Origin of the sequence: Cognatitamlana onchidii (genome assembly GCF_004804355.1) — a bacterium.
In the GTDB taxonomy this organism is placed as follows: Bacteria; Bacteroidota; Bacteroidia; order Flavobacteriales; family Flavobacteriaceae; genus Cognatitamlana; species Cognatitamlana onchidii.
On sequence record NZ_SRWZ01000001.1, the window covers coordinates 542850 to 562780 of the forward strand.

The following is a 19931-nucleotide window of genomic DNA, read 5'->3' on the forward strand; positions in this document are numbered from 1 at the left end:
TATGAAGCCCCTAATTAGTATCTGCTTTATTCTAGCGATAAGTATTGGTTTAAAAATAAATGCGCAAAAACAGTACATAAAAAACTTTGACAAAGCGGGTAACCTATTAGCAGAAGGGTGGACAGAAAAGAACAAAAAAACGCAATACTGGTACTTTTATTTTTCGAATGGCTCTGTTAAAAAGGAAGGGCATTTTTTTGCTGGGATTGAAACAGATTACTGGATATTCTACAATGCAAATGGCAAAAAAAATAGTGAAGGCCATTATAAAAATGGTAAAAAAAACGGCTGGTGGGTGTTTTACGATAACTTTGAAAGCATAAACCATAAATGCCAGCTTAAAAACAATCAAAAAAATGGATATTGCTTAATGTACAAAAACAATGAACTTGTTTCTGCGTCAAAATATAAAGCGGGAAAAAGATTAAAAGAATGGACTACCTTTGCCTCCTTTAAAAGAGAAAACAATTTAAGCGACTTACAATGACAAAAATAAAAGTTATTATTCCTGCTTTTAACGAAGCAGATTCAATAACACATGTCATTAATGACATTCCTAATAAGGTTGAAGAGGTTATTGTTGTGAGTAATAATTCTACTGACGCAACTGAAAAAAATGCAAAAAAAGCAGGCGCTACTGTTTTAAGAGAAGAAAACAGAGGATATGGCTACGCCTGTCTTAAAGGCATGCATTATGTTGCTGAACAAAATGAAAAACCAGACATCATTGTTTTTCTTGATGGTGATTACAGTGATTACCCTGAAGAACTTACTAAGATTGTAGCTCCCATTTTAGAAGACAATATGGACTTTGTTATTGGAGCGAGAGTAAAAACACTTAGGGAAGAAGGTTCCATGACTATACCTCAAATTTTTGGGAATTGGCTTGCCACTTCATTAATGGCACTATTTTTTAAAGCTAAGTTTACAGATCTAGGTCCCTTTCGAGCTATTAAATACGATAAGTTATTAACGCTTAACATGGAAGACAAAACTTATGGTTGGACTATAGAAATGCAATTAAAAGTTTTAAAACACAAATACACTTACACCGAAGTGCCTGTAAACTACAGAAATAGAATTGGTGTTTCAAAAGTTTCTGGTACAATAAAAGGTGCTATATTTGCAGGCATTAAAATCTTAGGCTGGATTTTTAAATATAGCATGAAGAAATGATTTTAGAAACTACCATAATAATTATTTACAGCATATCGCTATTGCTTATTTTCTTATATGCACTGGCGCAGCTAAACTTGCTATTTAACTATTTATCCTCAAAAAAGAAAAAGGAAAACTGCCCTAGGTTTGATTTGACTAATCCTAATGAAGTTCCTCATATCACCATACAGCTTCCTGTTTACAATGAAATGTATGTTATGGAACGTCTTTTGGATAACATTGCCCTTATTGAGTACCCAGAAGACAAACTTGAAATTCAGGTTTTAGACGATTCTACTGATGAAACTGTTGAAAGCACGCGTCAACACGTTAAAAGGCTTCAAGCAACAGGTTTAGACATCAAGCACATTACAAGAACCGACCGAAAGGGTTTTAAGGCAGGCGCCCTGAAAGAAGGCTTAGAAATAGCCAAGGGAGATATTATTGCGATTTTCGACTCAGATTTCCTTCCTAAAAAAGATTGGCTTAAACGTACAGTTCCTTTTTTTAAAGACCCAGAAATTGGAGTGGTTCAAACACGTTGGGGACACATTAACAGGAATTATTCTATTCTAACAAGAATTCAAGCTTTTGCCCTGGACGCTCATTTCACTTTAGAACAAACTGGAAGAAATAGCAAAGGGCACTTTATTAATTTTAATGGAACGGCAGGTTTATGGAGAAAGTCCTGTATTATAGACGCTGGTAATTGGGAAGGAGATACACTAACGGAAGATCTTGATTTAAGTTATAGAGCGCAGTTAAAAAATTGGAAGTTCAAATATCTCGAAGATGTAGAAACACCCGCGGAACTACCCATTGTTATTAGTGCTGCCAGATCGCAGCAGTTTAGATGGAATAAAGGCGGTGCAGAAAACTTTAGGAAAATGTTAGGCCGGGTAATCGGTAGTCGCAACATATCACCAAAAACAAAAGTTCATGGCATTTTACACTTGTTAAACAGTACCATGTTTTTAAACGTACTTATTGTTGGTGTATTAAGCATCCCCATGCTATATATTAAGAATGAATATGCGCATTTAAGACCATACTTTTATGTTATGAGCTTTTTTGTAATGAGTACCATTATTTTCTTTATCTGTTATTGGTTTATGTTTAAAAACATTTATGGTGGAGGGTTTAAAAACTTTTTTCGATACATCGGTATGTTTTTCGTTTTTTTCTCCATAGCCATGGGGTTCTCTTTGCACAATTCGATTGCTGTTTTAGAGGGGCATTTTGGGAAAAAAAGTGAATTTGTCCGAACGCCTAAATTCAATTTAAAGAAGTATAAAGACAACTGGAAAAACAATAAATATTTAAGAAAGAACATTTCTGTACATGTGGTTTTCGAAGGGTTACTTATGCTTTACTTTGGTTTTGGTATGTATAGCGCTTTTATAGTTGGAAACCAAGGTGGTGACTTTGGATTATTCCCTTTCCACTTAATGCTATTTATAGGGTTTGGCTATGTGTTTTTTAAATCTTTGGCTTCGAAAGTTTAATTTCTTTACAGGCATAATTTGGCAGCACATCAATAGAAGTACTCCCATGCATTATACGAGCAGATGACTAATCTTAATGTTATTTCCATGACATATAAAAGCCTTCGATATTCATTACTGAGTTTTCATTTTAGAGCTGCATTATTTCAGCGGAAAAATTAGATCAAAAAAATCCTGACACCCGTTCAATCAACCAAAAAGAAGCCATACCCCCTATTACATAAGGAGGCACTTTTTTACTCCATGTTGGCCAATTGATTTTAGTTTTACCCAATAACCAAATTACTGCTAATACTACAAGGACAAAAGCTAATTGCCCTAGCTCAACGCCAATATTAAAAAAGGCCAGCGCTATTGGAATATCAAGTTGAGGCAAGCCTATACTTGATAATGCACCAGCGAAACCAAAACCATGTAATAGGCCAAATGTAAAAGCTACTAGCCATGGCTGCTTACTCGTAAGTGTCTGCTTGCCATTTAAAACTTTTAATATTTCAATAGCAAGAAAAACAATACTTAAGGCAATCACTGCCTCTACTGGCGGTGCTGGAAAATCTACGTAACCTAAAGCAGCCATACTTAATGTAATACTATGTGCTATAGTAAAAGCTGTAACGGTCTTTATAATCTTCCATTTCCCCTTGGTTATAAGAATTAGCGCAAGAACAAACAAGAGATGATCAATCCCCAAAAGAATATGCTCTACGCCCAATATGGTATAGGTTTTTATAACCTCTGAAGTTGAGTACTGCCCCGGTATAACCTCAGAATCTTTATCTGGCTGAAGCATAAAGGTCACTTTCTCACCATTCAAATAACTAATATTAACTAAAACATCAATAAGAGTTCTATTGAGTCCATTAATCCTTAATATGCTACCTTGAAGAAGTTCATCTGACGACAACTTATAACTATAAATAACAGACCCTGGAATTTGATTAGGCGCATTCAGCACTTCCATCTGGATGAAAGGTGCAAAAACAGGAGTTATTTTTGGTACGCCATCACCCATACTAGGTACTTTCCAGAACACATTATAGCTAGACTCATTAGTTTGTACTATTTGCAAAAAGGCAGGTCGAATTTCATGTGACCACCCATGAAAAGTGAAAACAATAAACAGCAAGGTTAGGAGCTTTTTCATAATCTACTGGTTTATTTCTTCCTGTAAATAATCTACAAACTTTGGGTCAAAATCTTCAGATTTTATATCAATTTGAATATCATATTGCTTCTTTAATTCTTGATATATATTTTCATCAAGTTCCTTTTGGTAATCATATTCAAAATCTCTTTTAACGGCCTTTTTAATATCCGCTAATTCTGGAAGCCTTGGTTCTATGCGTTCTGTAATATAAACCAAATGCTCTCCAAAACCAGAAGTTACGGGACCTACCCATTTATTAAGCTCTTGATTCACGAGCATTTCTGGAAACCTCCCCCCAAATTTAAGAGCTACCTCATTCGCATTTATAGTTCTAAAACGGTAGGCAAATGGTAAGTCATCGCCTCTAGATTTCATTTCATCAATTGTAGCATTTGAAAACTGCTTTAAGACATCTAAAGCATCTTTTTGATGGTTTTCTCTATTATCTGGACTAAATATGATTTGATAAAAGGAGTAAGTATAAGGCGTTAAATATTTATCTTGATGTTCTTTCAAATATTCATTTAAATCTTCGTCTGTTGGCTTCATGATAGAAGCAATATCATTTGACAAAAATTGCATTTTTTGAGCCAGTCTTCTTTTAATGATTTCATCATTATGATCTAAATTCATCTTCAAAGCCTCTTGATAAAAGACTTCTTGTTTAACATTTAAATTAATTAACTTTTTTAGCTCTTGTTCTGTTGGTTGCCTTTTCCATTGCATTTCCCAAGTAGAGATAAGATTACTAACGTCAAAATCATTGATAACAATGGTGTTTTTTGAATCTTCTTTTTGATTCACTAAACCGTATAAAATAAACAAACCAAATCCTATACATATAAAATGTAAAAAAGGCTCTTTAAGTATTTTCTTCATAATTATTTTCGACCAATCAAATTTATAATATAACCTATAGTAAAAATTGTAAATGCCACCAAACTAATAGGAGGTAAACCGCCCCATTCAGACGGGTTTAACCACCCCTTGAAACCCATGAAAAACAAATGTAATAATGAAAATAGCATGGCTACTAATAAAAACTTACGGGACGTTATAGCTTCAATAAAGACCTTATCATTCTTTAAATTTGTTTTAAAAGCCAAATTATAAGCCCATAGTATAACAAAAGATATAATACCACCTAGCATGCTTAAACCAGCATACAAGGTGAGACTCCCGTTTTCCTCAAAGAATCTAGCAAAAATTTCAGGTTTAAAAATCATAAAACTCATTAAGGCATGAATGAGAACAAATAAAAATCCAGTCATTCCTAAAGCTTGCCTAGAATTCATCCAGCCTTCAGATACTTTTACCCCTAAATTATTAAGTGGCCCAATACTAAAATTGAAAGTAATAAGAATAAACCCGGCAAGAGAAAACCCTTTATTGAGAATATAAAAAGGAAAATCTTTCCACGGGACATTGCCCAAAATATGATATCGCAAAACGGCATAAGACAGCGATAAGACACTTATAATGGCTATAATTTTTCCAGCGTGATTTTTCTGAATCATGAATATTAAAACAATATAAACGTAAATATATATTAATAAATTAATACTACTATTTAAACCTTGAAGGTCTTAATAAGATTTACCACGGGCCAAATTTATTGTGGATTAACAACTTTTAGTATGTCTTTAAAAATGGCTCTTATCCCATCTTTTTTGGCAAACTAGTTAAACTATTAGGACCATCATAAAAACACCTTAAGAAGTTTCAAAACCTTGATCCTTCTTAAAGCGCTTCTTATTAGGCAAATCTCCTAATAGTCTATTTTATTTGGGTGAATACCAGATTGGTGACGTATATCCTCTTTCGGTTTGCGTTAAAGGCACCTCTTTACTTAATTCAGCACCATACCTTAACTTGTCATATAAAGTCCAACGTGGGGTTGGAATTTCTAATACTCTTACATAATAAAAGGCCTCTAAAGCAGGATCAAAATCTGGATCAACCCAGACAGCTTTCAACTCAGTAGCACCAATTGAATTATCCCAAGTAGCATCTTCTAAATTAACACTATTTCCAACGGAAGGTACTTTACCGTTGGCATCCACTTTTCTATCGCCACTCCAAACAACGTCATAGACTTTTTCTTCTAAAGTACCATCAGTATTTGCCCAACCTTTTACTATTTGAATTCTATCTAAACTACCACTAATTGGATCCATTAGGGTGTGCACCATAAATGTTGGTGATTTTGATCCAGCATTGTTTAAATCACCCCCCATAGGCACGCCTTTTTCATAACCGGCCTCAACTAAATTGGCCAAATCATTATCCTCATAATCCCAACCACCGAAAAAACGAATTTGCATTCTTGAACCAGTCGTACCATAAGTTTCTTTTCTTGCCATGGCATCCCAAATAGAGGCTCTAGTATTCTCTTGCGCCCATACAGCAGCATATCCTGATGCCACTGTTTGCCATGTATATATCGTAGCTTTTTCTGCTTTCACAAAAGGATGATCCCAACGTTCTTTTGAAGGTTCAACATTAGATGCTTTCCCAAAAAAGTTATTATCATCTCCTGTAGCTAGAGAAGTATGTGAATCTGTACTTCCTATCATACCAAATTTATATGGGTTAGTCCCCATGGAAGCCTTATATTTTAATCCTATTTTCAATGCTGATCTGGCATACTCATGCTCCAACATATCATCACTTTTTAAAGTACTCAAATCCAAATTACCAAAGTCCCAGTTTTCATAATCAGCAAACTCATCATTTGGTGATAAAAATGGATGTGCTTCACCATCACCTTTTATTTGAGTAACTTCATACAAAGGTTCCCATTTCGCTCTTTTTTTCAAATAAGCCTCATCAAACTCCTTTCCAGAAATAGTTTCTTCCATAAACATCATACCATTAGATAGGTTTCCATTATGCGGAATAGCCAATACTTTCCCACCAGTACGCTCCTCATAAGAAGCTAAATTTTCCCATAATTTTTCAGGATCAGAACTATCTTCATTAGTATACGGCAATTGTGTTATGGCTTTATCTCCATTATCCCTGTAGATCACATTTCTATGTAGGTTATTTCCTTTAATTAGGGAAGTCCATTCATAACCAATAAAGGCTGTAAATTTACCTGGCTCGTTATACTCTTCAGCCTTAGCCACAATATCCTCCCAAACCGGTTTCATAATATTGGGGTCATTTGTTTTAAATGAAAAATTCCCCTGACTAAAATTAAAAATAATATCTAATGCCATTTCACTATTCTTTCCTTCATCATAAAACTTTCTCCATCTCGGATACTCGTCCAATTTTACCGCCCACTCCTCTTTATTCACGATAGCTGGAAATAATCCCATTCCATCCGAGTGATCTGCAATAACTAAAAAATCAAGAGGCCTATCTAACTTAGTCTTTAACCCTGTAGAAGACACCACTTCTTCCCCTCGGGCAAATCTATAGGCTTCGTCCATCCCAATACGATTTCCAAATGCACCTGCATCCATAGATAAATCTGTATGTAAATGGGTATCACCCCAAAATACTTGCGTTGGATTCTTGTCACTCCTAGGCGCTGCCTCCGCAGCTAGATCTGACTCATTAACCACTGATTTAATGCTTGTTTCCTTATCATTTTTACACGCCATGAAAACGAGGAATAACAATAGAAGGGATAGTTTTTTCATAATAAAAGTTGTAAAAAATATTTTAAGTTGTAATTTACAAAAAAAAGCTATCCTAAACACCTCAAATTCGTTGAAATATATTACAGATATAAGCTTTTACTTTGTAAGTATTAGCTCCTATGAGCAACAAATAAAACGGTAATATTTCATGCTTTTTATGCCTAATTTTATTAAACAAAACAAAACGGCCATATTTCTAATTCTACTCAATTTAATAGCCTACTGGGTATTTGCTTATGATTTAATTAGAGTAGACTATCTTAAATTAATAGGCCTTTACACTGTACTATTTTTACTTTTTTATAAACTCACAACAAACTTTAAAAATAACGTAGTCCCCTTAACATATTTAGCATTTAGTTTCAGAGCAATTTTTATTCTTGCCATACCAAACTTATCGCAAGACTTTTACAGGTTTATATGGGATGGTAAAATGATTTTAGAAGGATTTAATCCCTACCTGCATACGGTTGATTATTTTATAGGTAAAGACATACTTCCCATTAACCAGGCCTTAGAACTCAGAGAAGGCATGGGAGCTTTAAATGCAAGTCATTTTACTAACTACCCTCCAATTAATCAACTCTGTTTTCTTATTGCGGCTTTAGTTTCTAACAAAAGTATTTTAGGAGCTGTGATAACTTTAAGATTTATAATAATTCTAGCAGATTTCGGCACGCTCTATTTTGGCAAAAAACTTTTAGAAAAACTAAACATTCCTTCCTATAATATCTTTTGGTACATACTTAACCCATTTATCATAATAGAATTAACGGGTAACTTACATTTTGAGGGGGTGATGATTTTTTTCTTAATTTGGAGTCTCTATCTTTTACATTTGGGCAGGTGGCCCCTAGCTGGTTTGATATTGGCACTTTCGATATCCGTAAAACTCATTCCTTTAATGTTCTTGCCACTCTTTTTTCAGAGATTAATTTACACTTCAAAACATGAGAATAAAAACACTTTTGATTTAGATGGAATAAAAAAACTTTTGGGTTTTTACGCAATTACACTTTGCACAACGCTTTTGCTCTTCACACCCTTTTATTCACAAAACTTTATAAATAATTATTCCCAAACGGTGGCGCTTTGGTTTCAAAATTTTGAATTCAATGCTAGCATTTATTATATAGCGCGATCTATTGGGTACGCTTTTAGAGGGTATAACGAAATTGGTATTATTGGAAAAGTTATTCCAATTCTAGTGATAACATTTGTTCTTGGACTAAGTTTTTTAAGAAAAAACACCAGCACAAAACAGTTAATTACTGCTATGCTTTTAGCGCTTTCTTTTTACTATTTTACAGCCACCACAGTGCATCCTTGGTATATTGCTACGTTATTAATCTTATCTGTATTCACCAACTACAAATATCCCTTAGTTTGGAGTTTTGTTATTATTTTAAGTTATTTAGCTTACATCAATTTAAACCAAGCAGACAAGTCTGAAAATCTTTGGATCATTGCTTTAGAGTATGCTATTGTTTATACTATTTTTATCTGGGAAGTCTTCATAAAAAAAGCTTCCAAATTGGAAGCTTAATTTTATGCTTTTAAGATCTATTTCTAACTTTTTTCTAAATCTGTGATGGTATTTTTATCATCGTGAGTTTCTTCAGTAAAATTATCGTCTTTATTGAACGTTATTTTAAATAAACTTCCAACTAAAGCCTCAGATTTCAAATTATACTTCTTTAGTGCAGCCTCTTCTATATGATGAAATGTAAATGATACTACTTTTCCATTCTTGGCTTTTTTCTCGAATGCATATCCTGTTCCATCCATTCCTTTATAGGTGGCATATACAATTAATCCGTTTTGATATTCAGCGAAATCCAAATTATTAGGTATCGATGTCTCAGTTTTAAAACTCGATAGTGAGAACACCATTAATACAAATGCGGCTAATACAAAAAGTTGTTTTGTTTTCATGATTTTAAAAATTTAAATATTCATAGTGTTTGTTATTGGGGAGTATCCAAAAACTATACCATTAAACTTTGTTATACAGTTTTAAATATACGGTTTATTCAACAATATGCTTAGCTTATTATTAAAATTACTCATACTGCTAAGGTTTAACCTTAAAAGTTACTATGTTGTTAATCTATAGGTTTTAAACTCTCTACCCGATAAATAGGGTCATCTTCATCACCATCTTCAATAAAAGTGATTCTAAAGTTTAAATCTATTAGACGTTTATCATTTTGCAAATCATATTGCTTTAAAACTCGGGGATGTACTTCTTCAAAAGCCAGTTCTTCTCCATTCTCGAACCAAAAGGTGTAGTAACCGTTTTTGTAATTCTTAAAAACAGCTGTTCTCATAATAAGTAATTAGGTAATATTGAGGTTATTAATCATCTATTTTAGGTGGCTGGACAGCCTCAGGGTCATTGTCTGCAAATTCTTCATAATCATCTACATCATAATTCTCCATGGTAACTGCTAATTTCGAACTAACTTTCACTAGATACATGGTATCTTTAGTGGTTACCTCAACTGCTTCAATCATGTCGTTATGCTGATTTCTAAAAGATATAATGTGGTCATCATCATATCCGTCTGGATAGCGTTCTACTAACAAGGCTAAAATCTCTGGTGTCAACTTTTTAAAATCTACAATGACACGTTTTAGGTTATCATCTCTATTTTTCATAAAGCCAAAATTTAAATTTGGTAGGTTTTCGTAGCAAAAAGATACAAAAAAATAAAATTTCAGGCATCTTTTAATACTTGGCCGTTATTCTTAAAAAAAATAAAGGTCAACTACCTAGTTTAACTATATGTTAAATGAACAAAAAATTAATGATACTTTTTAGGGTCTGCTTTAAAGCATCTTTAGGTTATTTAGCTCTTGAGTGGTGAGATGTTTCCAATGGCCTCTGGGAATATCTTTTTTAGTTAAATGACCAATAGCCACACAATCTAAACTTAAAATATCATACTGAAAATGCTCAAAAATAGTTCTTATTATAGTATTCCCGGTGTTCTTAATTTTCAACCCTACTTCCTTTTTACTAGCCCCCTCAATATAGCTTATTTCTTCCACTTCGATAAGTTTGCCTTCAACCTTAAAACCATTCTGTATCTTTTTTAAATCTTCTAGTTTTAAATTTTTATCCAACTCGATATGGAATAGTCGAGCCACACCGTTCTTTGAGTTAGTAAACTTTTTAGCAATAGTGTCATCATTAGTAAAAAGCAATAAACCTTTTGAGTTTCTTCCTAAGCGACCTATGGGTTTTATTTTAGAATTAGTAGCATTGGCTACCAGGTCCATTACTGTTCTCCCTTTTCCCTCACTAGTAGTGGTAGCAAAACCTTTGGGTTTGTTTAACAAAACATAAGCCTTCTTTTCCGGGCTAATTCTGGCGCCATCATAGCGCACTTCGTCTCCTGGCTTTACTTTGTATCCCATTTCTGTAACAACCTTTCCATTTACCGCAACCAGACCAGTAGCTATATGCACATCTGCTTCTCTTCTTGAACACATACCAGAATTGGCTACATATTTATTTAAACGAATAACCTCCGAACTTTCTGGTTTCTTTGAAGACGATTTACTTTTATTAGTAGTTGTGACTTTACCCTTAAAAGCTTTAGAAAACCGTGGGTTTCCTTTTCCCTTTCTCGAAGCATTACCTTTTCCGCCTTGTTGTCTGCTCATTACTTTAATTTTTTGCAAAGATATAGTATAAACAGGACAATTGCTTTATTAATACTTATATCTCATTTAAAGTTAAAAATTAGGATTGTATTATAAAAACTTAAGAATTAGCCTCGGCAAACTTTTTATTTAAATCCTATTTAATATCACGCTTGGATCTATTAATAATATACTAAATACACCAGCAAGAATTATGAATTTTAAGATATTATGTAATATGAGATAATGAATTTTGGTATCAGATTTCCAAAGAAGCACCATAAACACCATTAGCAAAGCAATGCTCAAGTAGAAGAAAACAAACATATAACCTACTTCATATTTAAAAAGCAATAAATAAGAGGGGATAATGGTTAATACGGCCAAAACTGTAAGCATGATTTTCGAGACTCTTTCTCCATAAATTACAGGAATAGTAGTATAGTTCTGTGCAATATCTCCCTTAATATTCTCTAAATCTTTCGTTAGCTCTCGCATAGCTATCATTAAAAACAGAAAAATAGCATGCACAAAAATAACACCATCAAAATTTTTGTAATACAGGAAAATTGCGAAAAACGGTGTTATTGTAAGAATAGCAGAGGTTAAATTGCCTATAAATGGTAGTTTCTTTAGTTTATGTGAATAAAACCAAATACCGAAAATGTACACTGAGAAAAAAACCACGGCATTAAAGGATACATAACTGGCCATAATAACCGCCATAAAATTAAGAACAAAGTAAAACGATAGTTTTGTGTTTTGGCTTACCAACCTATCTAATCTCGATTTTATAGGTCTATTTATTAGATCTTTCTCTGAATCATAAAAATTATTAATAATATAGCCTGCAGCTATAGTGGCCGCAGAAGCTAAAACAAGCATAAACAAATTTAAATCGAAAACCACCTCTTTTAGTGGCCGATTATACGCTAAAATATAAATAGCTGTTAAATATTGAGCAAAAACTATAACCAGAATATTATAGCCTCTAACCACAGAAAACATGCTAAAAAACTTTAATAAGATATGTTTCTGTTTTCTAGATAGCATACTAATTCATGATCAAAGTTCTGAAATACCAGATTGACAATAAATATACAGAAAATTAGAAGTTGTATACTACTTCCAAATTATAATCAGAGAGTGATTTTTTTGCTCTATCTAAATCCTCGGTAAAACCAAGAATATAACCTCCACCGCCAGAACCGCAAAGCTTTAAAAAGTATTCGTTGGTTTCGATGCCCTTACTCCATAACTCATGAAATTGCTTAGGAATCATCGGTTTAAAATTGTTCAACACAATTTTAGAAAGCTTTTTAGTATTTTTAAACAAAGACTTTATGTCTCCATTCAGGAAATCGTCCACACAAGCATCAGTATGCTTTATAAATTGATTTTTAAGCATATTCCTAAAACCTTCTTGCTTCATATTTTCCATAAACAGACTCACCATGGGTGCCGTTTCACCTATAACTCCACTATCTATTAAAAACACAGCCCCCTTGCCTTCACTCTTTTGAGCCGGAATGCCTGTAGCCTCAATATTATCTTTTGAATTGATTAGAATAGGAATACTTAAATAACTATTTAAGGGATCTAATCCGGAAGACTTACCATGAAAAAACGACTCCATTGCTGCAAAAATAGCCTTAAGTTTTAAAAGTTTTTCTCTAGTTAAGTTTTCAAGCACCGTAATTTTATCGAAAGCATATTTGTCATAAATTGCAGCCACCAATGCTCCACTACTACCAACACCATAACCTTGAGGTATAGAAGAATCAAAGTACATTCCTAAATTCACATCTTCATGCAATCTATCTATATCGAACCGAACCAAGCTTGCATCTATATCTTGAATATGACTAGCAAATTGTTTCAGACTTTCATTGGATTTTAGCACAATTTCTGAAGTATTGCCATCAAGCTTTAAAGCCCCATTATAAAAACTGTATGGAATTGATAATCCTTTAGAATCTTTGATAATACCATATTCACCAAAAAGTAAAATTTTAGAATAAAATAAGGGTCCTTTCATAATAGCTTTTTTGTACGAATATTTTGTTTATCAAATATAGTGATTTTTTAAACAAAAATATGTCGATTTATATTTGTTTAGCTCCCAAACCAACAACATCGCAAATATACTGTCCATTTTGACAATATACAACTAATTCATTTTTAATGAATTCTAGCACCACAGAGGCTTCCTGCTCAGGATATAGGACATGCACATTGGCTCCTGCATCTAAAGTAAAGCAAACTTTTGATCCCGTTTTCTTTCTAAAACCCCAAATTTTATTAATAATCTCTAGTGTGTTTGGCTTCATAAGGATAAAATAGGGCAAACTAGTCATCATCATAGCATGCAGAGTCAATGCTTCGCTTTCAACCAATTCTATAAATTCATCTAAACGACCTTCTTTTAGAATAGAAATTAATTGTGATAAGTTATTGTTAGCCTGCTTAAACCGCTCACTAGAAAAAGGATGTCCATGCATTAAATTATGACCTACCGTACTACTAACCTGCTTTTCGCCTTTATCAACCAATAAAATAGTGTCCTGATAATTTTGGAAATTTTGGTGTACTTCATAAGGGTATTGAATTCCAAACAAATTCGAACTTCCATCAATTCTATCGTGCTTACCCCAAACTACAAGATTTCCCTCTAAACTTCTACAAGCGCTACCAGATCCTAATCTTGCAATAAACGAAGCCTTTCTTAGAAAATCTTCTTCAGACATTTCAAAACAAAGCTTCTTTTCAATACTCAGTAAACACAAGGCTAGAGCACTCATTCCCGAAGCCGAAGATGCGATACCCGAGCTATGCGGAAATGTGTTTGATGTCTCTATTTTAAAATGGTACGCCTTTAAAAAAGGTAAATATACCTCTACACGTTTAAAAAATGTAGCAATTTTTGGCTTAAAATCATCTTTCTTAACGCCATCCAAAAACACTTCAAAAGAAAAATCTTCTTCTCTCTCGTTTTTAGTAAAACTAAGTTTAGTAGTGGTTTTACAATTATCTAACGTAAAACTTATTGATGGATTCTCTGGAATTTGGTCTTGCTTCTTACCCCAATATTTAACTAAAGCAATATTACTTGGGGACACCCATGTAAAACTACCATTTTCAACTTGTTCCGCATATACTTGGGGAATAAACTCGTCGTGTATCATGTTCTAATTATCAGTTGACAAAGATAACAACTTTAGCATAGTTTTATAGTTTCTAGCCGTTGCGGTAACTTTTAATTTGCGCTCAAAAAAGTTATTGTTAAGTTTGGCTTTACCGTACCCTACTGAACAATAAAAATAAATTGCCTTCTTTGTTATAACAAAGGTTTCATTTGGATAAGACAGCGTCTCAACACTTTTTACTAATTCTACACCTGGCGCTTTAAAGAGTATCATAAAATAACTATTTTCTTTTTGTTCTTCAGGGAACGGACAAGCATCGAAAATAGTTTTTAAGTGGTTGGGCGTAAAAACTATGTTTGGTACTTCAAACCCAAAATGTGTTTTTATAGCATCATAAATAACATCTTGTAGTTTTTCCTTGTCATTCTCTAGGGACTCAAATATAACATTGCCACTTTGAATATAAGTTTGCACAGCTTTTAGCCCTGCATCCGTCAATACTTCCTTGAGCAAAGCCATGGGTACTTTTTTTTGACCACCTACATTAATCCCCCTTAAAAGCGCTACATATTTTTTCATTTATTTACAATACTATGAGCCGCAATAAAAGCACCTGTCCATGCATTTTGAAAATTAAACCCTCCTGTTACGGCATCAATGTTTAGCACCTCTCCAGCAAAATATAAATTTGGAATCACTTTACTTTCAAAGGTTTTAAAATTAACCTCTTTTAAGTCCACTCCTCCGGCTGTAACAAACTCTTCCTTAAAAGTACTTTTCCCATTAACCTTAAAAACAGCCTGAGTTAATTGCGATGCGAGCGCTTCTAATTGTTCCTTATTCAAATCTGCCCATCGCGTATTTTGGTTAAAACCAGACGCTAAAACCAATTTATGCCAAAGTCGTTTCGGTAAATTGAACTGCGTAGATTTAAATACTGTTTTTTTCGCCAATTCCTGTTTTAAACCTTTTAAAATCTCTAAACAATCAAACAAGGTATGTCTAATAAAATTGATTTGAATTTCAAATTTATAATCTCTTTTAAATAGTTCTATAGCTCCAAAAGCTGAAAGTTTTAAAATAGAAGGGGCGCTTAAACCCCAATGCGTAATTAACAAGGGGCCTTCACTTTGTAAATCTGAGTTTATTACATGAACCTCAACATCTTTAACCACTACTCCTGGAATATCTTTGAGCCTATCATCATCAATATTAAATGTAAACAAGGAAGGAACAGGCTGGGAAATGGTGTGTCCCAAGGCTTCTAAAAGATTCCATATTTTGGGATTGCTCCCCGTAGCTAATAATATCTTCGATGCCGAAAATAGCCCCTGAGACGTTTTTATGAGGAAAGTGCCCTTTTCTTTTTTAAAGGATTTTACAGCCTGGCTATACAAGACTTCTACTCCATGGTTTTTAGCCTCACTTAAGAAGCAATCAATAATTGTCTGTGATGAATTACTTACAGGAAACATTCTACCATCTTCTTCGATCTTCAGTTCTACACCTCGCTTTTCGAACCATTCAATAGTGTCTCCTGTCATAAACTTATGAAAAGGCCCGAGCAACTCCTTTTCGCCTCTGGGGTAGTTTCGGACCAATTCCTTAGGCATAAACTCGGCATGTGTAACATTGCACCTGCCACCACCAGACACTCTAACTTTTGTTAAGCCCTCCTTTCCTCTTTCAAGAATGGCCACTTTTAGGTTTGGATTTTGCTCTGCCATATTTATAGCTGCAAAAAAGCCAGCAGCACCACCACCAATAATAATCACATCTTTTTCTATCATAATCGATCTGGGTAATCTGTAATGATGCCGTCCACCCCATAAGATTTAATACGCGCAATAGGCTTTAAATTATTTACAGTGTAAGTATACACCCTATAATTTTCTTGTAAAGATTCTACAATTTCTTTTGTGAGCATGGTAAATTCTGGATGAATGGAAACCGCTTTAACCTCTTTTGCTAAAGCTACGGCAGCATCTAAATTTGTGTCTGTTAATATTCCCAATGGGATGTTTTTATTGATTTTATAAACTGTTTTTAATAAATCTGCTTGAAAACTAGACACGACCAGATTTTCATATTCCCACCCCTTCTTATCTACAAAAAATGTTATTATTCTAGCGGCTTCTGTCGCAGTATTTTGTCCTTTTAACTCAATATTTAAAAGGCATTTATTATCCACCAGCGTTAAAACTTGTGACAATGTAGGTATCTGATAATTACCTTTAACCTTTAACTTTTTTAGAGCACTGAGTTTGTGTTTTGCAACCTCTCCTGTACCATCGGTTAATCTATCTAACGTAAAATCATGAAAGACCACCAACTCCCCAGAGGCACACCTATGTACATCAATTTCAATAGCATCAACCCCTAGACTCAATGCTCTTTTAATCGATTCTAAGGTGTTTTCGGTAACATGCCCTTTAGCGCCTCGATGTCCAATTTTTAATATTTTACTTTCCATTATACTAATTTAAAGGACGCATTAACCCCTCTTGCGCCACTGATGCAATAAGCTTTCCGTCGCGAGTAAAAATATTACCTCTTGCGAAGCCCCGGGCACCAACAGCACTAGGAGATTCCATTGAAAAAAGTAACCAATCAGAAAAATCAAAATCTCTAAAAAACCACATGGAGTGATCTAAACTAGCTGTTAACGTATTGGTCCAATCGGCTTTTTCTGCATGAGGATTAAGCGCTGACACCAGCAAATTATAATCTGAAATATAGGTTAACACTTGCTGCTTCTTTGATAGATTTAAGCTTGTAACATCTCCTTTTAATTTAAACCAAACATCACTATAAGGTGGTAAATTTTGTCTATCGAAGGGATTCACATAATTAACAGGTTTAAACTCAATAGGCCTTTCTATTTCAAAAAAATGTTTTAAGTTTTTAGGTAAAAAGTCACGCCATTTCTTGAGCATGTCTGTCCAGCTTAAAAGTTCTTCTGGCTGTTTTAAATTGGTTTTCATAGCTATTTGATGATTATACCCATCCTCTTTTTTATGAAAAGATGCCGCCAAAATAAATATGGTTATCCCGTTTTGCTTGGCAGTAACCCGTCTTACCGAAAAACTCCCTCCGTCCCTGATAACGCTAACTATATAACTAATTGGAGTTTTTAAATCGCCTGATTCCAAAAAATAAGCATGTAACGAATGGAGCACCCTATTGTTTGTAATAGTCCTGCTTGCAGCATTAATAGCTTGCGACAAAACTTGCCCTCCAAAAACTACCGGACTCCCAACCGTTTTGCTTACCCCTTTAAACTCACAATCTCCTATTTCCTCCAGTTTAATTAGCCGTAATAAATCATTAACCGTGGTCATAATAAACTTTATTTTTCAATTTGATTTTTGAAATAGTTCTAAATAATTCTTAAAACCTACTTCTCTTTAGTTTTCAATTTTTACCTTGTTCTTTCCTTCTCATCTAACAAAGATAATCAGAGTATTTATGACTTTTACGTTGAAACCCATATTGATTTCTATGCTACTGCTTTTTTCCTGTAATACTGGAAAATTAAATATCCTTACCAGCATAGACCACGAGATTGATGAAGCTTCAGCCATAGAAATTGTTAAAGGTTTTAACCTATTTTGGACCATTGAAGACTCTGGAAACCAAAACTATCTATTTGGACTTAACCAAAAAGGAAATATCGCAAAAAAAATACGAATAAAGAACGCTAAAAATAAAGACTGGGAGGATTTAACTTCCGACAGTTTAGGCAATATTTATATTGGGGATTTTGGGAATAATCATAAAAAGAGAAAGCACTTTAGTATTCATAAGGTTCAGCATAGTGACTTAGATTCTGATGAGGCAATTGCTAAAACCACAAACTTTAGCTTGCCAAAAGATATGGCATCTGAAGATTTTGAAGCGTTCTTTTTACTAAACAATAACTTTTATATTTTTAGCAAAAACGCGAAAAAAAGCACTTTGTTAAGAGTAGCCAATAAAGAAGGAAAACAAAAAGCCAAACTAGTAACTACATTTAAGCTTGAAGGAAAGCAAACTAAAATCACATCGGCAGCAATTAGTCCAGACAAAAATATTATAGTCCTTCTAAACCATGATAAATTATGGCAGATCACTAATTTTGATTCTCAGAATTTTTTGAAAGGCGATCTTAAAAAAATGACTTTTGACCACAGTTCTCAAAAAGAGGGTATTTGTTTTAAAAATGACTCCATAGTTTACATAACCGACGAACGCACTAAAGGTCGTGAGAGCTATATTTATACTTTCAACCTTAAGGATTCTAACTATTAAATTAGTCCAATAAAGTCATATTTCTTCAATGTTTTTAGTCGCTACCTTTTTAATACAGACTCATGACACTGGACTTGCTCCAGAATCTAACCTTACTTTTATGTAATTGGTCAATATTTTGAAATTTATTTCGTGTATCCTATATTGCTCTTGATTCAAAATTTCAGCCATTTTATTATTTAAGGTTTCAACGATTTCATCAACGTGCATCTTAATATCATCTTTAGTATACCCCTGATCTTTGTCATTTAACCGCATCATTCTTGAGGTGTATATAAGTAAATTTGACTCATAGGCTTCAAGAGTTTCTTTACTCATATTCATGTTTTCAACTTCTTGATTAAACCATATTTGGATTTCGTCACGCTCCTTTGATGTGAATAATTCTACCTCATTTATTTCTCTGTTAAATTCTTTCTTTGTGAAGTTTTGAGCGGACACACCTACAGACGTAAAGACTATTACTGTTGCCAACAATGTTTTGATTGTTTTCATCTTTGAACGATTTTAATACCATCAAATATATTGTTAGAGGTGTCCAGATATTTAATTTTCACACCGAAACAGCCCAAAGTTTAGTTGAAGCCGCTTAAAATTAAAGTAAATTACACTGCTTACATATTCAACCAATTCTTAACTTCTGAAGCTTTAGCTTTACTTACCACAATGCGCTCTTTAGCCGGGGGGTTAACATTCATTATTAATTTACCATTGAAATAAAACTTTATATTGGCTACTGCATTTCGGTTTACAACAAATTGCCTGTTAATTCTATGAAACATGTCGGGGTCTAATTCGTTTTCAATATCTTCAAGCTTTTTATCAATCATATAGCTTTTATTATTAAAAGTAACACCTTTAACAATGCCTGTTTCAATGTAAAAATAAGCTAGATCTTCAGTTTTAATAGGCAGTAATTCATCTCTATGATGAACAAGATACGTGGTTTTATAAGATTTGCTTTTTGTCTGTAACAACTCCAGCAATCCCTGAATATTACTTTCATTTGCAGATGAATCTGATACATTCTGATTTTTAAACTGATTAATGGCTTGAGAAAGCTCTTCTTCGTTAACCGGTTTAAGTAAATAATCCACACTGTTTACCTTAAATGCTTTTATCGCGTATTGATCATAAGCTGTTGTGAAAACGATAGGAATGTTGAGCGATACTTGTTCAAATATTTCAAAAGAAATTCCATCGGCTAAGTGGATATCCATGAACACCAACTGAGCCTCGGTAGGTTTTGAAAAATAGTCGACTGCCAATTTCACAGAGTCTAAAACAGTCAATATTTCAATACTTGCATCAATCTTGTTAACTAAGTAAGTTAGGTTTTCTGCTGCTGTAATTTCATCTTCAACAATAACAACTTTCATAA

General features: G+C 33.6%; 22 protein-coding genes. 5 read left to right on the top strand and 17 right to left on the bottom strand.

Annotated elements, in window-relative coordinates; genetic code table 11:
- Window position 1 precedes the first annotated feature (1 nt).
- Genes E5D58_RS02545 through E5D58_RS02555 form a run of 3 tightly spaced genes read left to right on the top strand, consistent with a single transcriptional unit; the run spans window position 2 to window position 2663 of the window.
- Complete coding sequence (locus tag E5D58_RS02545; RefSeq protein ID WP_136480249.1) at window positions 2-487, top strand: toxin-antitoxin system YwqK family antitoxin; 486 nt, start codon at window positions 2-4, stop codon at window positions 485-487.
- Window positions 484-1176, top strand: a complete 693-nt coding sequence (locus E5D58_RS02550) for a glycosyltransferase family 2 protein (RefSeq protein WP_136480250.1) — start codon at window positions 484-486, stop codon at window positions 1174-1176. The genes E5D58_RS02545 and E5D58_RS02550 overlap by 4 nt, the downstream gene beginning before the upstream one ends.
- The gene (locus tag E5D58_RS02555; protein ID WP_136480251.1) at window positions 1173-2663 is read left to right on the top strand and encodes a cellulose synthase family protein; all 1491 of its coding nucleotides are present in this window, start codon (window positions 1173-1175) and stop codon (window positions 2661-2663) included. The genes E5D58_RS02550 and E5D58_RS02555 overlap by 4 nt, the downstream gene beginning before the upstream one ends.
- A 163-nt stretch (window positions 2664-2826) precedes the next feature.
- Here the strand turns inward: E5D58_RS02555 and E5D58_RS02560 are convergent, their stop codons facing one another.
- The 4 genes from E5D58_RS02560 to E5D58_RS02575 all read right to left on the bottom strand — a co-directional run bounded on the left by E5D58_RS02560 (window position 2827) and on the right by E5D58_RS02575 (window position 7463).
- The gene (locus E5D58_RS02560) at window positions 2827-3807 is read right to left on the bottom strand and encodes a HupE/UreJ family protein (protein WP_136480252.1); all 981 of its coding nucleotides are present in this window, start codon (window positions 3805-3807) and stop codon (window positions 2827-2829) included.
- A gap of 3 nt (window positions 3808-3810) precedes the next feature.
- Window positions 3811-4689 (bottom strand): peptidyl-prolyl cis-trans isomerase, encoded by an 879-nt coding sequence (locus tag E5D58_RS02565; RefSeq protein ID WP_136480253.1) that lies wholly within the window; start codon window positions 4687-4689, stop codon window positions 3811-3813.
- A 2-nt stretch (window positions 4690-4691) separates the two neighbouring features.
- Window positions 4692-5327, bottom strand: coding sequence for a hypothetical protein (locus E5D58_RS02570; RefSeq protein WP_136480254.1), 636 nt, complete (start codon window positions 5325-5327; stop codon window positions 4692-4694).
- A gap of 264 nt (window positions 5328-5591) precedes the next feature.
- Window positions 5592-7463: a DUF3604 domain-containing protein gene (locus tag E5D58_RS02575; RefSeq protein WP_136480255.1), complete on the bottom strand. Its 1872-nt coding sequence runs from the start codon at window positions 7461-7463 to the stop codon at window positions 5592-5594.
- Window positions 7464-7611: 148 nt separating this feature from the next.
- Between E5D58_RS02575 and E5D58_RS02580 the strand changes: the two genes are divergently transcribed.
- Window positions 7612-9009 carry a mannosyltransferase gene (locus tag E5D58_RS02580; RefSeq protein ID WP_136480256.1) on the top strand — a complete coding sequence of 466 codons (1398 nt, stop codon included), beginning with the start codon at window positions 7612-7614 and terminating at the stop codon, window positions 9007-9009.
- 23 nt (window positions 9010-9032) lie between these two features.
- On the opposite strand, the gene E5D58_RS02585 is transcribed toward E5D58_RS02580, so the two are convergent.
- From E5D58_RS02585 to E5D58_RS02635, 11 genes are all read right to left on the bottom strand, one after another.
- Entirely contained in the window at window positions 9033-9398 is a 366-nt protein-coding gene (locus tag E5D58_RS02585; RefSeq protein WP_136480257.1) for a hypothetical protein, read from the bottom strand.
- Between the two features lie 170 nt (window positions 9399-9568).
- The gene (locus E5D58_RS02590; RefSeq protein ID WP_136480258.1) at window positions 9569-9793 is read right to left on the bottom strand and encodes a hypothetical protein; all 225 of its coding nucleotides are present in this window, start codon (window positions 9791-9793) and stop codon (window positions 9569-9571) included.
- 28 nt (window positions 9794-9821) lie between these two features.
- Window positions 9822-10124: a hypothetical protein gene (locus E5D58_RS02595; protein WP_136480259.1), complete on the bottom strand. Its 303-nt coding sequence runs from the start codon at window positions 10122-10124 to the stop codon at window positions 9822-9824.
- A gap of 171 nt (window positions 10125-10295) precedes the next feature.
- The gene (locus tag E5D58_RS02600) at window positions 10296-11135 is read right to left on the bottom strand and encodes a pseudouridine synthase (RefSeq protein ID WP_136480260.1); all 840 of its coding nucleotides are present in this window, start codon (window positions 11133-11135) and stop codon (window positions 10296-10298) included.
- 129 nt (window positions 11136-11264) lie between these two features.
- On the bottom strand, window positions 11265-12167 hold the full coding sequence (locus tag E5D58_RS02605; protein ID WP_136480261.1) for a geranylgeranylglycerol-phosphate geranylgeranyltransferase: 903 nt from the start codon (window positions 12165-12167) through the stop codon (window positions 11265-11267).
- A gap of 55 nt (window positions 12168-12222) precedes the next feature.
- Window positions 12223-13152 (bottom strand): mevalonate kinase family protein, encoded by a 930-nt coding sequence (locus E5D58_RS02610; RefSeq protein WP_136480262.1) that lies wholly within the window; start codon window positions 13150-13152, stop codon window positions 12223-12225.
- 67 nt (window positions 13153-13219) lie between these two features.
- Entirely contained in the window at window positions 13220-14299 is a 1080-nt protein-coding gene (gene mvaD / locus E5D58_RS02615; protein WP_136480263.1) for a diphosphomevalonate decarboxylase, read from the bottom strand.
- Window positions 14300-14302: 3 nt separating this feature from the next.
- A complete protein-coding gene (locus tag E5D58_RS02620) occupies window positions 14303-14839 on the bottom strand; it encodes a DUF1697 domain-containing protein (RefSeq protein ID WP_136480264.1) in 537 nt (178 codons plus the stop codon).
- Window positions 14836-16050, bottom strand: coding sequence for a BaiN/RdsA family NAD(P)/FAD-dependent oxidoreductase (locus tag E5D58_RS02625; RefSeq protein WP_136480265.1), 1215 nt, complete (start codon window positions 16048-16050; stop codon window positions 14836-14838). Before E5D58_RS02625 ends, E5D58_RS02620 begins: the two co-directional genes overlap by 4 nt.
- Window positions 16047-16733, bottom strand: a complete 687-nt coding sequence (locus E5D58_RS02630) for a glycerophosphodiester phosphodiesterase (RefSeq protein WP_168796610.1) — start codon at window positions 16731-16733, stop codon at window positions 16047-16049. The genes E5D58_RS02625 and E5D58_RS02630 overlap by 4 nt, the downstream gene beginning before the upstream one ends.
- Window positions 16734-16737: 4 nt before the next feature.
- The gene (locus E5D58_RS02635; protein ID WP_136480266.1) at window positions 16738-17601 is read right to left on the bottom strand and encodes an acyl-CoA thioesterase; all 864 of its coding nucleotides are present in this window, start codon (window positions 17599-17601) and stop codon (window positions 16738-16740) included.
- Window positions 17602-17728: 127 nt separating this feature from the next.
- On the opposite strand from E5D58_RS02635, the gene E5D58_RS02640 reads away from it, so the two are divergent.
- Window positions 17729-18550, top strand: coding sequence for a hypothetical protein (locus tag E5D58_RS02640; RefSeq protein WP_235835820.1), 822 nt, complete (start codon window positions 17729-17731; stop codon window positions 18548-18550).
- A gap of 60 nt (window positions 18551-18610) precedes the next feature.
- On the opposite strand, the gene E5D58_RS02645 is transcribed toward E5D58_RS02640, so the two are convergent.
- Complete coding sequence (locus tag E5D58_RS02645) at window positions 18611-19045, bottom strand: hypothetical protein (RefSeq protein ID WP_136480267.1); 435 nt, start codon at window positions 19043-19045, stop codon at window positions 18611-18613.
- A gap of 119 nt (window positions 19046-19164) precedes the next feature.
- On the bottom strand, window positions 19165-19929 hold the full coding sequence (locus E5D58_RS02650; RefSeq protein WP_136480268.1) for a LytR/AlgR family response regulator transcription factor: 765 nt from the start codon (window positions 19927-19929) through the stop codon (window positions 19165-19167).
- Window positions 19930-19931 lie beyond the last annotated feature (2 nt).

What these genes read in the sequence shown, in the direction of transcription:
- E5D58_RS02545 (WP_136480249.1), top strand. Translation starts at nt 2, where the DNA reads ATGAAGCCCCTAATTAGTATCTGCTTTATTCTAGCGATAAGTATTGGT.
- E5D58_RS02550 (WP_136480250.1), top strand. Translation starts at nt 484, where the DNA reads ATGACAAAAATAAAAGTTATTATTCCTGCTTTTAACGAAGCAGATTCA.
- E5D58_RS02555 (WP_136480251.1), top strand. Translation starts at nt 1,173, where the DNA reads ATGATTTTAGAAACTACCATAATAATTATTTACAGCATATCGCTATTG.
- E5D58_RS02560 (WP_136480252.1), bottom strand. Translation starts at nt 3,807, where the DNA reads ATGAAAAAGCTCCTAACCTTGCTGTTTATTGTTTTCACTTTTCATGGG.
- E5D58_RS02565 (WP_136480253.1), bottom strand. Translation starts at nt 4,689, where the DNA reads ATGAAGAAAATACTTAAAGAGCCTTTTTTACATTTTATATGTATAGGA.
- E5D58_RS02570 (WP_136480254.1), bottom strand. Translation starts at nt 5,327, where the DNA reads ATGATTCAGAAAAATCACGCTGGAAAAATTATAGCCATTATAAGTGTC.
- E5D58_RS02575 (WP_136480255.1), bottom strand. Translation starts at nt 7,463, where the DNA reads ATGAAAAAACTATCCCTTCTATTGTTATTCCTCGTTTTCATGGCGTGT.
- E5D58_RS02580 (WP_136480256.1), top strand. Translation starts at nt 7,612, where the DNA reads ATGCTTTTTATGCCTAATTTTATTAAACAAAACAAAACGGCCATATTT.
- E5D58_RS02585 (WP_136480257.1), bottom strand. Translation starts at nt 9,398, where the DNA reads ATGAAAACAAAACAACTTTTTGTATTAGCCGCATTTGTATTAATGGTG.
- E5D58_RS02590 (WP_136480258.1), bottom strand. Translation starts at nt 9,793, where the DNA reads ATGAGAACAGCTGTTTTTAAGAATTACAAAAACGGTTACTACACCTTT.
- E5D58_RS02595 (WP_136480259.1), bottom strand. Translation starts at nt 10,124, where the DNA reads ATGAAAAATAGAGATGATAACCTAAAACGTGTCATTGTAGATTTTAAA.
- E5D58_RS02600 (WP_136480260.1), bottom strand. Translation starts at nt 11,135, where the DNA reads ATGAGCAGACAACAAGGCGGAAAAGGTAATGCTTCGAGAAAGGGAAAA.
- E5D58_RS02605 (WP_136480261.1), bottom strand. Translation starts at nt 12,167, where the DNA reads ATGCTATCTAGAAAACAGAAACATATCTTATTAAAGTTTTTTAGCATG.
- E5D58_RS02610 (WP_136480262.1), bottom strand. Translation starts at nt 13,152, where the DNA reads ATGAAAGGACCCTTATTTTATTCTAAAATTTTACTTTTTGGTGAATAT.
- mvaD (WP_136480263.1), bottom strand. Translation starts at nt 14,299, where the DNA reads ATGATACACGACGAGTTTATTCCCCAAGTATATGCGGAACAAGTTGAA.
- E5D58_RS02620 (WP_136480264.1), bottom strand. Translation starts at nt 14,839, where the DNA reads ATGAAAAAATATGTAGCGCTTTTAAGGGGGATTAATGTAGGTGGTCAA.
- E5D58_RS02625 (WP_136480265.1), bottom strand. Translation starts at nt 16,050, where the DNA reads ATGATAGAAAAAGATGTGATTATTATTGGTGGTGGTGCTGCTGGCTTT.
- E5D58_RS02630 (WP_168796610.1), bottom strand. Translation starts at nt 16,733, where the DNA reads ATGGAAAGTAAAATATTAAAAATTGGACATCGAGGCGCTAAAGGGCAT.
- E5D58_RS02635 (WP_136480266.1), bottom strand. Translation starts at nt 17,601, where the DNA reads ATGACCACGGTTAATGATTTATTACGGCTAATTAAACTGGAGGAAATA.
- E5D58_RS02640 (WP_235835820.1), top strand. Translation starts at nt 17,729, where the DNA reads ATGACTTTTACGTTGAAACCCATATTGATTTCTATGCTACTGCTTTTT.
- E5D58_RS02645 (WP_136480267.1), bottom strand. Translation starts at nt 19,045, where the DNA reads ATGAAAACAATCAAAACATTGTTGGCAACAGTAATAGTCTTTACGTCT.
- E5D58_RS02650 (WP_136480268.1), bottom strand. Translation starts at nt 19,929, where the DNA reads ATGAAAGTTGTTATTGTTGAAGATGAAATTACAGCAGCAGAAAACCTA.